We start from the raw sequence: 14281 nt of genomic DNA, 5'->3' as shown, positions 1-14281 counted from the left end.
TTTTATGGATAAAAGCCTTAGTGACATTCAGCGCGAAGTAGATGCTTATATATCGCAGTTCAAGGAAGGATATTTCAGTCCGCTGTCCATGATGGCCCGCATGTCCGAGGAAGTCGGGGAGCTGGCGCGTGAAGTCAACCACCAGTTCGGCGAGAAGCCGAAGAAAGCGGATGAAGCCGACAATTCCATTGAGCTTGAACTGGGCGATATTCTGTTTATCACCATTTGTTTTGCCAATTCGCTTGGCATTGACCTGACGGAAGCGCATAACAAGGTGATGCATAAGTTTGGCACCAGGGACGCCGAGCGTTGGACGAAGAAAGACACAGATTAGGCTTCTATATCATATGCTGTACCAAACGAACGGGTTTTAGCCGTGAGGATGGTGTGTATATGAATGAGAAGGATTATGTAAAAGAAGCTTACCGGTCAATCCTGCGCAGTGACTTCGCCGAGGCCATTGTCTGCTTCGAGGCAGCCATTGCCGCCAGTCCGGGCGACGCCGAGGTCAGATACCGCTGCTCCATTACCTATGCCCGTAGCGGCATGCTGGATAAAGCGGCACTTCATGCCCGCGCGGCAGTGAAGCTGGATGGAACCAAACCTGAATATAAGCTGCATCTGCAGCATCTTCAGGCGCTAATGCTGGTGCAGGCGGCGAAGCGGCTGCTGGAGGACGAAGCGGAAGGCGGGCGCAATCCGTATCATCCGGTTACTCTATTGAAAGAAGCGATATCGCTTGACCCTTTATATGGAGATGCCTATGTCTGGCTGGCAATCGCGCATAGCCGCCTGAATGAGCATCTGGAAGCCATCTCTGTGCTTAAAGAGGTGATGTCCCTGCATCCGGACGATTCTGGACTGCACCAGTTAATGAAGGAACTCCAGAAATCATTGCAAAACTACATGCAGTAACTACACAACCAGTGAAAGCGAGGCTGAATTCAAATGAGTAAAAGAATCAGGGTTATTGTGTCCGGTGCAGGCGGAAGAATGGGCAAAGAAGTTGTGAAGCTGGTTCTTGAAGATCAAGAGCTGGAGCTGGTGGCAGCCATAGACCGTTCTGCCAAGGATATGGATGCCGGCCGGCTTGTTGGCCTCGAAGAAGCCGGGATTGCGGTTACCGCAGATCTGGAGGCTGCCCTCGCTTCAGGCGATGGCGATGTCCTGGTTGATTTCACCACTCCGCAATCGGTTTACGATAATACGGTACTGGCTATCAAATACGGGGTGCGCCCTGTCATCGGGACTACTGGTTTTACGCCGGAGCAGATCAGCGAGTTGGACAAGCAATGCCAGGAACGGGGAATCGGCGGGCTAATCGCGCCTAACTTCTCGATTGGGGCTATTCTAATGATGAAATTTGCAGCTCAGGCTTCGAAGTATTTCCCTCATCTGGAGATTATCGAATATCATGGCGACCAGAAGCTGGATGCCCCTTCGGGAACCGCAATCAAGACCGCGGAGATGATTTCGGAGATGCGCAGCGAGCTGCGCCAAGGCAACCCGAAGGAAGAAGAAACCATTGAAGGCGCGCGGGGCGGTTATTACAATGGCTTCCGCATTCACAGTGTGCGTCTGCCTGGTATCTTTGCCCAGGAGGAAGTTATTTTTGGCGGCTACGGCCAGAGCTTGAAGATCCGCCATGATTCCTATGAGCGTGCAGGATATATGCCTGGGGTCAAAATTGGGATTCAGAAGGTTATGCAATACACCGGCCTGGTGTATGGTTTTGAGCATTTTATAGAGTAGACGGGAGAGCGAAGAACATGATGAAGATTGCTTTTATTGCACATGACCGCAAAAAAGAAGAAATGGTTAATTTTGTTACAGCCTATGAGCATGTATTCCATGGGCACCAGCTGTATTCCACCGGCACGACCGGACTTCGGATTATGGAGGCAACCAAGCTGTCGATTCACCGTTATATGTCTGGACCGTTGGGCGGGGATCAGCAGATCGGCTCCATGGTGGCGACCGACGAGTTGGACTTGATTGTGTTCCTGCGTGATCCGCTCATGGCTCAGCCGCATGAACCGGATATTACGGCACTGCTACGCTTGTGCGATGTATATGGCATTCCGGTAGCCACCAATATTGCCACCGCCGAAATTCTCGTCAAGGCGATTGACCGCGGCGATTTCGCCTGGCGCGACCTGGTACATAAGTACAAGCCGGGTGTGGACGAATGAAGCTGGATATTCTGGTCTTCGGCGCCCATGCGGACGATGCCGAGATCGGCATGGCCGGGACGATTGCCAAACATACCGCAGCAGGACTTAAAGTGGGTTTATGCGATCTGACCGCTGCAGAGATGTCCTCCAACGGCACAGTGGAACGGCGCAAAGAGGAAGCGCAACAGGCTGCGGATATTCTCGGAGCGGCGGTTCGTACCAATCTGGGACTGCCTGATCGCGGACTTAATGGAAGTCCTGAACAGATAGCTGCCGTGACGGCAGAGATCCGCCGCTTCGCGCCGGATATTGTGTTCGCGCCCTACTGGGAGGACCGTCACCCGGATCATATGGCCTGCAGCAAGCTGGTGGAGGAAGCGGTTTTTAATGCCAAGCTGCGCAAATATATGCCGGACAAGCTAGCGGTACCGGCTCCGCAGCTGTATTTTTATTTCATTAATGATACGGGCCGGACCGATTTGCTTGTCGATGTGACAGGGGAGTACGCGCTTAAGGAGCAGGCTTTGTCCTGCTATATTTCACAGTTTCAGAAGATTGACGGCGAGGATACAGTGTCTACGCCCTTGAACGAAGGGTATATAGAACGGGTCCGTGCCAGGGACATGCTGCTGGGGCAACGGAGGCTCATTCCGTATGCAGAGGCGTTTGCAACCAAGATCCCGCACACTGTGGATCTGTTTGTAACCGGTACTGCCAGGAAGAAGTGAGCTGAATGTCATCTTCCTCTTCTCGGCGCTCCAAGTTATCGTATAATGAGTCTGTACTCTATTGGCAGAAGGTTCAGAGATTTTTCCCCGAAGAGATTCGGCTGACCGCAGACCGTCTGCCCTCGGAAGAATGGTGGGCATGGGAGCGCGGGGACATTCATATTGACAGGCTGCCTGTGGCAGGAGCAACACTCCAAAATTATTCTGTTGCATGGTGCCGGAGGCAGCCTCTGGATTATACGATTTGGCTGGAAGACGGCGGTAATTACCTTCTTAAAGGCGATCCTGCAGGAACAGCGCGGTTAATATAAGTTATATACTATTCAGTCAAAGAAGGAGACAGGGCGATGGATCGGTTGTTAAAAATAGGCATTACCTGTTATCCGTCTCTTGGCGGTTCGGGTGTAGTGGCGACTGAATTGGGCAAGCTGCTGGCCGAAAAGGGCCATGAGGTCCATTTTATAACACACAGTGTCCCATTCCGGCTGGGGACGTTTCAGAAGAACATTTTCTACCATGAGGTTGAGGTCAACGATTATTATGTGTTTCGCTATCCCCCTTATGATCTGGCACTGGCAACAAAGATGGCCCAGGTGGCCAAAATGCAGGACCTGGATCTGCTTCATGTGCATTATGCGGTTCCTCACGCGGTGTGTGCATTCCTTGCTAAGCAAATGCTAGGCAACGATATGAAGGTCGTCACCACACTTCATGGTACTGATATTACGGTGCTGGGCCAGGATGAATCGCTCAAAGACCTGATTCGGCTTGGCATAAATGAGAGTGATGCGGTGACTGCAGTCTCCCAGGATCTCATCAACGAGACGCGGAGAGCGCTTGATATTACAAGGGATATTGATCTGACATACAATTTTGTGGACAAACGCGTCTATTACCCCCGGGATGTATCGAATCTGCGCGGGGACTTCGCTACCCGGATGAGAAGATCCTGATGCATATTTCCAACTTCCGACCGGTGAAGCGGGTGCAGGATGTGGTGGATATTTTTGCGAAGGTCAGCAAGGAGCTGCCTTCCCGGCTTCTGCTGGTGGGTGAAGGTCCCGAGCTGCCCAAGATCCAGGCCAAAATCAATGAGATGGGCCTGGAGGACAAGGTGCGCTTCCTCGGCAAGCAGGACGAGATTGCCCAGGTGATCTCGATGGCCGATCTGCTGCTGCTGCCTTCGGAGAAGGAGAGCTTCGGTCTGGTAGCCCTGGAAGCGATGGCTTGCGGTGTGCCAACGGTTGGCTCTCAGACCGGAGGGATTCCCGAGCTGATCCAGCATGGCAAGACCGGATTCCTGGCTCCGATCGGCGATACGGCTGCGATGGCGGACTATGCGATCCGCATCCTCTCGGACGATCAGCTGGCGGAACGGTTCCGCATAGCCTGTCTGGAGCGTTCCTGCAATGATTTCAGCAGGGACGTTATTACCAATCAATATGAAGATATCTATTACCGTGTGCTGGGTCGCAAGGTAACCCGGATGGATGCCGTCCGGGGGTAAGGAGTACAGGATGGAATGGACAATGGCCCCTGCCGCCATGGCGGCGGCAGCAGAGAAGGTGATCACCGGACTGATTCGCAGCGGTCATGAAGCCTATTGGGTAGGCGGATGCATTCGCGATGAGCTGCTGGGCAGGCCGGTGCATGATATGGATATTACAACCTCCGCCCACCCGGATGAAGTGACTGCGCTGTTCCCCCGCGTAATTCCCACCGGGATTGCGCATGGTACGGTCACGGTGCTGGAGGACGGCCAAGGGTTTGAGGTGACCACCTACCGCACCGAGAGTGGGTATGCCGATCATCGCCGTCCGGAGCAGGTGAGCTTTGTTACTGATGTGACGGAGGATCTGCGCCGCCGCGATTTCACGATCAATGCGATCTGCTGCGGGCCGGATGGCCTGCTGGTAGACCCGTTCGGCGGCGAGCGGGATTTGGAGCTCGGCCGCATCCGCTGCGTAGGCGACGCGCGCGAGCGCTTCGAGGAGGATGCGCTGAGGATGCTGCGCTGCCTGCGCTTCGCGGCAGTGCTGGATTTCGCCATCGCCAAGAACACGTGGCGGGGGCTGCTGCGCCAGCGTGACCTGCTGGCGCATATTGCCGCAGAGCGCGTGCGCGCGGAGCTGGAGCGCATCGTGGAGGGGCCGCATCCTGTGCGCGGCCTGGGTCTGCTGTCGCGCAGCGGGCTGCTGCCGCGCGGCAAAGCCCCGTTCCCCTGGACCGGAAGCACCCTGGCGGCAGCCGCCGCCGGGGTGTCCGGGATCGGGGAACTGCAGAGCGCCCATCTGCGGTGGGCGCTGCTGCTCCATGCCCTGGGCACCCCGGCCGAGGAGGCCGACGGATTGCTGCGGGCATGGACGTTCCCGGGGGCGACGCGTAGCGCCGTCGCCGGAGTGCTGCGCGTCCGCGAAGCGTGGACCGCGCTGCTGGAGGTGCCGCCCGGGGAACCCGGCGGCACAGAGGCCCTGCGGCGGCGCTGGATCGCCGCCGTGCTGCGCCATGGCACGGAAGCCGCCGCAGGCTGGCTGACCGTGCTGGCGGCGCTGCCTGCGGCGGAGCGGGACGCCGCTGCCCCGGATGCGCCGCCGCTGCGCGTGGCGGCGCAGAGCTGGACAGCGGAGATGCCGCTGTCCACGCTGGCGCAGCTCGCCGTGAGCGGTGGCGAGCTGGCGCAGGCATTGCAGAGACGCCCCGGCCCGTGGGTCGGGGCGATCTTAAGCGGCCTGCTTCATGCGGCCGCCTGCGGCGACATCCGAAACGACAACCAATCCCTGCTGCAGGAAGCGAAAAGGATGATTGAACATGAACAGCTATGAAGCCTTGTCTCCGGCGACAATCGACAGAGAGACCGCTGCGTCCTGCTGGAGCGGCAAGGTGCATCTGCTGGAGAGCGTGCTCTCCACCCAGGAGGAAGCGAAGCAGCTGGCGGAGAGCGGCGCACCGGAAGGAACGGCGGTTATAGCGGAGGAACAGACCGGCGGCAGGGGCCGGATGGGCCGCAAATGGCATTCTCCGAAGGGCAAAGGCATCTGGATGAGTGTTGTGCTCCGGCCGCAGCTGCCGCTGCTGCTGACCCCCCAGCTGACACTGCTGGCCGGGGTAGCCGTATGCACTGCAATCCGCAAGGTCAGCGGGGTGGAGGCCGGGATTAAATGGCCCAACGACCTGCTGGCTGGCGGCCGCAAAATCTGCGGCATCCTGCTTGAATCCTCTCTCCATGAGGGCGAGCTGCACTACTGTATCGCGGGCATTGGCATTGCGGTGAATCTGGACGCAGACGATTATCCCGAGGAGCTTCGTGGTGTCGGCACCTCGCTGCTGCTGGAACGCGGAGGCCGACCCGTGGACCGTTCCGTGCTGGCTGGTGTGGTGCTTGCCGAGCTGGAGGCTCTATACACGCTGTATCTGGAGCGTGGCTTCGCTCCGGTCCAGCTCCGCTGGGAAGCGATGTCGGTTACGCTGGGCCGTCAGATTGCGACAAACAGCCCTGAGGGCAGACGAAAAGGAATCGCTGTAGGCATGGATGAGCAGGGGTTTCTGCTGCTTCAGGGGCCGGATGGAACGGTGAGCAGTGTGTGTTCAGGTGAGATTGAACTAATATGACAGCGGGGTGCTACAACCCCTGTATGCGATATGTCCTTGCAGTTTCGGTTACTACTTAGGACTCCTTTAAGGAGCCGAACATTTAGTTGCGAAACGGGTTGCTGCTTAGGTCTCCATAAGATAGGAGCATCCAAGATGTGATTTCTTGAACACCACCTTAGTCCAGCCAGCGATTTAAGTGCGAAAACGCACCTAATTCACCGATTTTTTCTGTTTTGGAGCAAATAAGTGCGAATACGCATCTAATTTCGAGTTTTGAGCGTTAAACAAACGTTTTCCTTGAAAATAGTTGCAGATTCGCACTTATTTCTCCGCTAACAGGAATTTCAGCTGAAATTAAATGCAGATTCGCATCTAATTCTCTGAAAGCTCTTATGCAACACTCTACATTGATGTTTCAGCTGAATTTAGTTGCAGTTTCGATTACTGCTTAGGACTCGGGCCTTCCCCAAGCAGATTGGCGCCATCGAAAGAGAAAAATATAGGTGGCTATGGGGAAAAACTACCGTTAATTAAGGGCTAATGATCGATAATCTATGGCATATAGGGAAAAGTTACCACTAAATCGTCTATCGAGGGCATTTTGGAGCCCATAGGGTGTCATTAGTGGTAGAAACTCCCTATCCTCTCATGAGATTCCCCAACTTTCGTACAATTAGCGGTAGAATTTCCCTACACATCCTGACTGGCCCTAAGGAGTAACCAGTTTCCCATCAAATTACTCGAAAAGTTCCAGGGCAGACTCTAAATTCCTGGCAAGAACCTAAGTAGTAACCAGTTTCGCACTTATTTGCTCCCTGACAGGGTTTGCAGCAAAAATTAGTTGCAGTTTCGCATCTAATTTACTCTGAAGCTTCTTGACGGTGTCGCTGCCCTACATCCTCGCCAGGGCCTAAGCAGTAACCAGATTTGCACGTATTCGTCTGCTGATGGACGTTTCGGCTGAAATCGCACTTAATTGCCTCCTATCACAGGTTTCAGTTGAAATATACTAATTCCTCGAAAAAACGGATGCCACCTCTTGCAGAGGATGGCGAAACCGTTTTTTCTTGTTGTATAGCAAATAATGATTTTCTTTTGTTGTGGATTAGATCTTGCGCATTCCGGAGGAACAGCCCGCTTTCGCCCTTAAGGTCTTGCGCATTCCGAAGGAACAGCCCGCTTTCGGCCTTAAGGTCTTGCGCATTCCGAAGGAACAGCCCGCTTTCGCCCTTAAGGTCTTGCGCATTCCGAAGGAACAGCCTGCTTTCGCCCTTAAGGTCTTGCGCATTCCGAAGGAGCAGCCCGCTTTCGCCCTTAAGGTCTTGCGCATTCCGAAGGAACAGCCCGCTTTCGCTCTTAGAGTCTTGCGCATTCCGAAGGAACAGCCTGCCTTTGAACTTCCCCCCCGGCCGTGCATCCCGTCAGGGAGAGCAGGCCAGCCCCGCGGCGTTCAAGCGGTCCCGTAGGGATAAGCGATCTTTCCACCCCACCCACCTAATCACAGTACCGCCAGGCTCATTCGCCAAGCTTGCGGGTGTCCAGAGGGTGCAGCCCTCCCAAACCCTCCCTTGGAAGGGAGGGTTTGGGAGGGATCGATTTTTTAGTGTATTTCTCCATTTTTTTTGGTATACTAGCGGCAGAGGCGGTATCGAATGTCGAGCTGTACTCTTGCTGTAAATGGAATAATCAAGAATTTGTTATTGGGATGCACCATCATAACTGCGTTTGACGGTTACGTTGGATTCTGCTCTGAGCCGTAAGGACCGAGACAGAAGGGACGATCGCGAGTGACTCTTTTTTGCCCTTCGGACCTTTTTAGCGGAACATGCTAAGAGGTTTTTTTGTTTGCGCGTTTACGCGTATTTAACTGGGAAAAGGGGAATGGAGAGCAATGGCAAACAAGCAGGCGTTAAATATTGTCAAAATGAAAAAAATGAAAACGGAAGGTGTGCCGCTGAGCATGCTGACCGCTTATGATTATCCTTCGGCCCGGTTGGCCGAAGAAGCAGGAATCGACCTGATTCTGGTCGGCGATTCGCTGGGAAATGTAGTGCTGGGCTATGACAGCACCCTGCCGGTAACCATAGATGACATGGTGTATCATACCCGCTCCGTCACCCGGGCAGCACAGCATACGTTTATTTTGGCGGACATGCCGTTTATGACCTATCACGGAAGTATTGACGAGACCCTGCGCGGCGTCCGCCGCCTGATGCAGGAAGGGGGGGCCCACGCCGTCAAGATGGAAGGCGGCCTGGAAATCTGCTCCACCGTATCTGCACTGGCTGCGGCCGGAGTTCCCGTTATGGGCCATATCGGGCTTACCCCGCAGTCGGTCAACATGATCGGCGGCTACCGCATCCAGGGCAAGGATGCCAAGGATGCCCAGCGGCTGATGGATGAGGCGCTGGCGCTGGAAGCGGCCGGGGCTTTTGCCATTTTGCTGGAGCTGGTGACCGAAGAGGTGGCAGCGGCCATCTCCAAAGCGCTTTCGATCCCAACCATTGGCATTGGTGCAGGCCGTTATTGCGACGGTCAGGTGCTGGTCTATCATGACCTGCTGCGCTACACGGCGGATTACCGGGAGAAACGTTTTGTCAAAACCTATGCCGATATAGGCAGCCTGATCCGTGAGGGGATCAGCCAGTATGTGCAGGAGGTCAAGCAGCGTACTTTTCCGGAGGAGAGCCATGTATTCGGCGCCGATGAAAGTGTGCTGGAATCCCTATACGGCGCTGCCGTAACCAAAGGAGCGAAATCATAATGAGAGTGGTCAGAACTGTAGAGCAGCTGCGCGAAGCGCTGGAATATATGCGGAGCGGGGGCCACAGCCCCATTGGATTTGTGCCAACGATGGGTTATTTGCATGAAGGACATGCCAGCCTGCTGCGGCGGGCCGGAGAGCTGAGCAACACGGTAGTGATGAGCATTTTCGTCAATCCGCTGCAGTTTGGTCCCAATGAAGACTTCGCCTCCTATCCGCGCGATGAGCAGCGGGATCTGGAGCTTGCCGAGCGCGAAGGCGCAGATATCGTGTTTATTCCCACTGTAGAGGAAATGTATCCGCAGGCGATCCGTACTACAGTTTCAGTGGCTTCATTAACTACGCAGCTGTGCGGGGCTTCGCGTCCCGGACATTTTGACGGCGTGACTACCGTAGTCAGCAAGCTGCTGCATATGGTGCAGCCGGATTATGCGTTCTTCGGACTGAAGGATGCCCAGCAGGTGGCTGTGCTGCGCCGGATGGTATCCGACCTGAACATGCCGGTAGAAATTGTCGCTTGTCCGATTGTCCGTGAGGCCGATGGCCTTGCGCTTAGCTCGCGCAATGTGTATCTGTCTGGAGAACAGCGGGAAGAGGCGCTGGTATTGTCCCGTTCGCTCCGTGCTGCGCGCGAGGCCATTCTGGATGGCCGGGCGAGAACCGCATCCGAAGTGCGCCAGGTGCTGGTATCTGAGATTTCAACCTCTCGTCTTGCCGAGATTGATTATGCCGAAGTATTAACTTTTCCCGATCTGGAGAACCTGGGAGACAACGAAACTCTGGCTTCAGTGCCCGGAGAGATTATTATGGCGCTTGCCGTTAAGTTCGGCAGAACCCGCCTGATCGACAACAATGTATTTATTCCGAAGGAGGCTGCTGCACTTGTTTAGACATATGATGAAATCCAAGATCCACCGTGCGACGGTGACCGAAGCGAATCTGAATTATGTGGGCAGCATTACCATAGATGAGAATCTGATGGAAGCAGCTGATCTGCTGGAGAATGAGAAGGTCCAGATTGTCGACAATAACAACGGCTCCCGTCTGGAAACTTATGTGATTCCTGGCCCGCGCGGAAGCGGTGTGATCTGCCTGAACGGTGCTGCAGCGAGGCTCGTACATCCGGGCGACACCGTAATTATTATTTCTTATGCCATGCTGTCCTCGGAGGAGCTGGCTGCTCATAAGCCAACCGTTGTGTTCGTCGATGAGCATAACCACGCAGTGAAGCTGGCCGATCATGAGCTCCATGCTACGATTGTCTAATTCGTGCGCTTCAGTCATGTATTGATTGGCAGGGATGAAAGTACCCGTTCTCGCAGAAAATGAAGTCAGGCAAGCTTAAGCTGATTTCATCTTCAGTGAGGTGGGGTGGTCCCGTGTTTCAACATTTGTTTGCTGAAATGAATAAGGTGCTTCGTGAGATCGTAACTGATTACCCTACTGCGGAGGGTGCCCGCCGAAACGAGCTTTTATGCAAATACAATATGCTGCACCGGCTAAGTGATAACGTGATGGACGAATGGCTGCTCTTCGCCGAGAAGCTCAGCCAGTTCCGGGAGCAGGCCGATTTCACGCTGGAGCCTGAAGACAGCCCGGAGCCGCCATTGGAGGCTGCAGAGCTGTCAATGGATGCCTTTGTCCGTGGACAGGGCTACTACAAGCTGCTAATGTACCGTAAATGTATTGACCAGTTTAAGGAAGTGATTGCACGGCACCCGGATAGTCTGGCTGCCCGTCTGTATCTGGCGATGGCTTATCTGCAGGAAGGTGAAGGGGAGAGCGCTTGGAGGCATCTGGACCATATGCTGGCCCTGATCCGGGAAGCCAAGCTGAAGGCGATGATCTATAACGCCATGGGGTGCATCAGAGCCACTCAGGAGCGCTTTGGCGAAGCAAGGGAACTATTTGATCTCTCCCTGCAGCATGACCCCGCTCTGCCGGAGCCACCAGTCAATCTGGAGGTGTGCCGCAGGCGGGGAGGCAAGCTGCAATTTGGAAATCAGTTGGTTGAGCTTTTGTAATCATAGGTTTCTCCTCTTAAGCGATGCATCCGCGAAGACCGGGGTGCATCGCCTTTTTTCGCAACTTCTGTTATGCTGATAAAGAGCCTCAAGTGAAAGGGAATAGAACTTATAATGAAATTTGCCGTGCTTGATTTCGAAACAACGGGCACCCAATCCGTGGGTGAGATCATCCAGGTTGGCCTGGCCATAATTGAAGAAGACCGGACCATCTCCCGGGTGTATGGTTCCTTTGTCAAGCCCGGAACACCGATTCCTTCTTTTATTACGGGTCTGACAGGTATAACCGATAACGATGTGCAGGATGCGCCAGAGCTGGACGAGATGATGATGGAGCTCGTGCCGCTGCTGGATGACGTAGTGCTTGTAGGGCACAACGTGGCCTTTGATTTTCATTTTTTACAGAATGCGCTTGACCGCTGCGGGTATTTGCCGTTTCAGGGGCGGATTTTAGATACGATAGATTTCCTGAAGATTTGCTTCCCTTCCCTGACCTCCTATCAGCTTGGCGCGGTCAGCGCGAACTTCGGCGTGGAGCATGAGCGTCCGCACCAGGCGGACAGTGACGCGCTGGCTACTGCGCTGATCCTGCTGAAATGCATTGAGGAGCTGTATGAGCTTCCCCTACTGACGATTCAGAGAATCAGCGAGCTGCTTAGCGGGCAGGACAGTGATCTGGGCTGGTATTTCGACGGACTGCTGCATGAGCGGGAGATGGAGACCTTCCAGCCCGAGAATGGACTGACCTTCTACCGTCAGTTGGCGCTGGCTGTTGGCGACTGGGCGGAGCTTGCACCACCGAGAGCCGAGAGCGACCCCAATCCGCTGCTGAAGCTCTCCTTCACAGAATATATGGAAGAGGTGACCCGGCTTCTTAAGGAAACCCTGCCGCATTATGAGAGCCGCGAAGCCCAGGATATCATGATTGCCGAGGTGATGGCGGCCCTGGCGGAAGACAAGCATATGCTGATCGAGGCAGGAACCGGAACCGGCAAGTCGCTGGGCTATCTGCTGCCTGCCATCTATCAGAGCGTGCGCAGCGGGGAGAAGGTGATGGTCAGCACCCATACCATCAATCTGCAGGATCAATTGCGCGAACGGGATATCCCCCTGTTGACGCAGGTGGTCCCGTTTCCGTTCAAGGCTGCGGTGTTTAAGGGAAGAGGCCATTATTTGTGTCTTCGCAAGTTTGAACATAGAATAAACAAAAGAGATTTCGTCAGTCCAAGAGAAGATGCGCTGATCGCGGCTCAGATGATGGTCTGGTTGACCCAGACCGAGTCGGGTGACGACGAGGAGCTTAACCTCAGCGGCCGGGGCGGGGATTTCTGGGAGACGGTTGCCAGCGATACGGATTCCTGCCAGGGCCGTTCCTGCCCATGGTTCCGCAAATGTTATTATCACCGGGCCAAACACGAGGCCGGCATTGCCGATGTGGTGGTCACTAATCACTCCAAGCTGTTTGCCGATGTGAAAGCAGGGCACCAGCTTCTTCCCGCCTATGAGCATCTGGTTATAGACGAGGCACATCATCTGGAGGACGTGGCAGGTAAACATCTCGGCATGCATATGAAGCATTTCACCGTGCAGCACACCCTCTTGCGGCTCTACAAAGATAGCAAGAACGGCCAGCTTCCGGCGCTGCGCCAAATTCTGCAGTCCTCCGGCTCAGAACAGGCTTCGGAATGGAGCCTGACGATAGACACACTGTATCCTGATCTGCTTACCGTTAAGGAGAGCTGGGATACACTGAGCGAGAAGCTGTTTGCGCTGCTGCCTGAACGCAGCGATGCGGGAGCAGGGGAAGCCGGTCAGCTGGTGCTTCGCCTGGTGCCTGGCAGCAAACCGAATGACTGGGATGAGCTGACGAAGCTGGAGAACGGCATGTACCTTGCCCTCAGTGACATCATCCGCAAGGGTGACAAGATGCTCAGCGACATGCGCGAGCAGGAGGGGCAGTCCTCTGCCGACGGGCTGGTCACGGATATCAGCGGGTTGTTCAAGGATCTGGCTGGAATCCGGGAGCAGGTGCGTTTCTTCATGGGGCTGAACGATGACAACATCGTCTACTGGCTGGAAGCGAACGGAAACTACCGCAGCAAATCCTTGCAGATGTACGCTGTGCCTGTAGACGTCAGCTCCCAGCTGAAGGAGCTGTTCTTCGATAAGAAGAAGAGCATCGTGCTGACTTCTGCCACCTTGTCGGTGGACAAATCGTTCCAGTTCATGATCGATAATCTGGGTCTGAACGAGACGGCAGAGGAAGGACGCCTGAAGACCGTGCTGCTGCCTTCGCCGTTTAAGTACCGCGAGCAGGCCTTGCTGGTTATTCCGCGTGACTTCCCAAGCGTCAAGGGCAGCGTGGGAGACGCGCGCTTCGTGAATACCCTGGTACAGTCGCTGGCTGAAGCGGCAGAAGCTACCAGAGGGCGGATGATGGTCTTGTTCACCTCCTACCGGATGCTGCGTCAGGTGTATGATCCGCTGAAGGAGGCGCTGGCCTCCAAGGAGATCAGTGTACTGGGGCAAGGCGTGGAGGGTGGCAGCCGCAGCAAGCTGATCCGCCGTTTCCAGGACAGCTCGGCTTCGGTGCTGCTGGGCACCAGCAGCTTCTGGGAAGGCGTGGATATTCCCGGAGAGGCGCTGACTTGTCTGGCCATCGTAAGGTTGCCCTTCCAGCCGCCCAATCATCCGCTTGCTGAAGCCAAAGCGGAGCTGCTGCAGGCCCAGAAGAAGAACCCGTTTATGAAGCTGTCCGTTCCCCAGGCGGTTATCCGCTTCAAGCAGGGTTTCGGCAGACTTGTGCGGACCGCACAGGACCGCGGCATTGTCATTGTTTATGATACGAGAGTCATTGAGTCCTATTATGGCAAGTATTTCTTATATTCACTGCCCGGCCCGAAGATGGAGCATATGCGGACAGATCAGATGGTTCCCCGCATCGCCGAGTGGCTGGAGGAAGGCGGCGTCAGCTGACGCCGCACTACTCCTAACGTTTAA

General features: G+C 55.0%; 14 protein-coding genes and 1 pseudogene. All 15 read left to right on the top strand.

All coding sequences use genetic code 11. From position 1 onward, the window contains the following. Positions 1-4: 4 nt before the first annotated feature. The 15 genes and pseudogenes from B9T62_RS19955 (at position 5) to dinG (ending at position 14257) form a co-directional block, all read left to right on the top strand. The gene (locus B9T62_RS19955) at positions 5-334 is read left to right on the top strand and encodes a nucleotide pyrophosphohydrolase (protein ID WP_087920335.1); all 330 of its coding nucleotides are present in this window, start codon (positions 5-7) and stop codon (positions 332-334) included. A 59-nt stretch (positions 335-393) separates the two neighbouring features. Then, positions 394-915, top strand: a complete 522-nt coding sequence (locus B9T62_RS19950) for a tetratricopeptide repeat protein (RefSeq protein WP_087916896.1) — start codon at positions 394-396, stop codon at positions 913-915. A gap of 33 nt (positions 916-948) precedes the next feature. Next, the gene (gene dapB, locus B9T62_RS19945; RefSeq protein ID WP_087916895.1) at positions 949-1752 is read left to right on the top strand and encodes a 4-hydroxy-tetrahydrodipicolinate reductase; all 804 of its coding nucleotides are present in this window, start codon (positions 949-951) and stop codon (positions 1750-1752) included. Between the two features lie 17 nt (positions 1753-1769). After that, complete coding sequence (mgsA, locus tag B9T62_RS19940) at positions 1770-2192, top strand: methylglyoxal synthase (protein WP_211296334.1); 423 nt, start codon at positions 1770-1772, stop codon at positions 2190-2192. Continuing rightward, on the top strand, positions 2189-2902 hold the full coding sequence (gene bshB1 / locus B9T62_RS19935) for a bacillithiol biosynthesis deacetylase BshB1 (RefSeq protein ID WP_087916894.1): 714 nt from the start codon (positions 2189-2191) through the stop codon (positions 2900-2902). The genes mgsA and bshB1 overlap by 4 nt, the downstream gene beginning before the upstream one ends. A gap of 5 nt (positions 2903-2907) precedes the next feature. Continuing rightward, positions 2908-3213 (top strand): hypothetical protein, encoded by a 306-nt coding sequence (locus B9T62_RS39325; RefSeq protein ID WP_157793935.1) that lies wholly within the window; start codon positions 2908-2910, stop codon positions 3211-3213. A 36-nt stretch (positions 3214-3249) separates the two neighbouring features. Then, a pseudogene (bshA, locus tag B9T62_RS19930) lies at positions 3250-4409 on the top strand (N-acetyl-alpha-D-glucosaminyl L-malate synthase BshA). A gap of 10 nt (positions 4410-4419) precedes the next feature. Beyond that, positions 4420-5724 (top strand): CCA tRNA nucleotidyltransferase, encoded by a 1305-nt coding sequence (locus B9T62_RS19925; protein WP_245863931.1) that lies wholly within the window; start codon positions 4420-4422, stop codon positions 5722-5724. Beyond that, complete coding sequence (locus B9T62_RS19920; RefSeq protein ID WP_087916892.1) at positions 5711-6511, top strand: biotin--[acetyl-CoA-carboxylase] ligase; 801 nt, start codon at positions 5711-5713, stop codon at positions 6509-6511. Before B9T62_RS19925 ends, B9T62_RS19920 begins: the two co-directional genes overlap by 14 nt. A gap of 1094 nt (positions 6512-7605) precedes the next feature. Continuing rightward, the gene (locus B9T62_RS19915; RefSeq protein WP_087916891.1) at positions 7606-7959 is read left to right on the top strand and encodes a hypothetical protein; all 354 of its coding nucleotides are present in this window, start codon (positions 7606-7608) and stop codon (positions 7957-7959) included. Between the two features lie 425 nt (positions 7960-8384). Beyond that, a complete protein-coding gene (gene panB / locus B9T62_RS19910; protein ID WP_087916890.1) occupies positions 8385-9257 on the top strand; it encodes a 3-methyl-2-oxobutanoate hydroxymethyltransferase in 873 nt (290 codons plus the stop codon). After that, a complete protein-coding gene (panC, locus tag B9T62_RS19905; protein WP_087916889.1) occupies positions 9257-10147 on the top strand; it encodes a pantoate--beta-alanine ligase in 891 nt (296 codons plus the stop codon). The genes panB and panC overlap by 1 nt, the downstream gene beginning before the upstream one ends. Further along, positions 10140-10523: an aspartate 1-decarboxylase gene (panD, locus tag B9T62_RS19900; RefSeq protein ID WP_087916888.1), complete on the top strand. Its 384-nt coding sequence runs from the start codon at positions 10140-10142 to the stop codon at positions 10521-10523. Before panC ends, panD begins: the two co-directional genes overlap by 8 nt. A gap of 113 nt (positions 10524-10636) precedes the next feature. Then, positions 10637-11281, top strand: a complete 645-nt coding sequence (locus B9T62_RS19895; RefSeq protein WP_087916887.1) for a tetratricopeptide repeat protein — start codon at positions 10637-10639, stop codon at positions 11279-11281. A 114-nt stretch (positions 11282-11395) separates the two neighbouring features. Next, positions 11396-14257 (top strand): ATP-dependent DNA helicase DinG, encoded by a 2862-nt coding sequence (gene dinG, locus B9T62_RS19890; protein WP_087916886.1) that lies wholly within the window; start codon positions 11396-11398, stop codon positions 14255-14257. The last annotated feature ends 24 nt before the right edge of the window (positions 14258-14281 follow it).

Source organism: Paenibacillus donghaensis (genome assembly GCF_002192415.1).
Lineage (GTDB): Bacteria > Bacillota > Bacilli > Paenibacillales > Paenibacillaceae > Paenibacillus_AQ > Paenibacillus_AQ donghaensis.
This window is presented reverse-complemented; position numbering and strand designations above follow the sequence as displayed.

What these genes read in the sequence shown, in the direction of transcription:
- B9T62_RS19955 (WP_087920335.1), top strand. Translation starts at nt 5, where the DNA reads ATGGATAAAAGCCTTAGTGACATTCAGCGCGAAGTAGATGCTTATATA.
- B9T62_RS19950 (WP_087916896.1), top strand. Translation starts at nt 394, where the DNA reads ATGAATGAGAAGGATTATGTAAAAGAAGCTTACCGGTCAATCCTGCGC.
- dapB (WP_087916895.1), top strand. Translation starts at nt 949, where the DNA reads ATGAGTAAAAGAATCAGGGTTATTGTGTCCGGTGCAGGCGGAAGAATG.
- mgsA (WP_211296334.1), top strand. Translation starts at nt 1,770, where the DNA reads ATGATGAAGATTGCTTTTATTGCACATGACCGCAAAAAAGAAGAAATG.
- bshB1 (WP_087916894.1), top strand. Translation starts at nt 2,189, where the DNA reads ATGAAGCTGGATATTCTGGTCTTCGGCGCCCATGCGGACGATGCCGAG.
- B9T62_RS39325 (WP_157793935.1), top strand. Translation starts at nt 2,908, where the DNA reads ATGTCATCTTCCTCTTCTCGGCGCTCCAAGTTATCGTATAATGAGTCT.
- B9T62_RS19925 (WP_245863931.1), top strand. Translation starts at nt 4,420, where the DNA reads ATGGAATGGACAATGGCCCCTGCCGCCATGGCGGCGGCAGCAGAGAAG.
- B9T62_RS19920 (WP_087916892.1), top strand. Translation starts at nt 5,711, where the DNA reads ATGAACAGCTATGAAGCCTTGTCTCCGGCGACAATCGACAGAGAGACC.
- panB (WP_087916890.1), top strand. Translation starts at nt 8,385, where the DNA reads ATGGCAAACAAGCAGGCGTTAAATATTGTCAAAATGAAAAAAATGAAA.
- panC (WP_087916889.1), top strand. Translation starts at nt 9,257, where the DNA reads ATGAGAGTGGTCAGAACTGTAGAGCAGCTGCGCGAAGCGCTGGAATAT.
- dinG (WP_087916886.1), top strand. Translation starts at nt 11,396, where the DNA reads ATGAAATTTGCCGTGCTTGATTTCGAAACAACGGGCACCCAATCCGTG.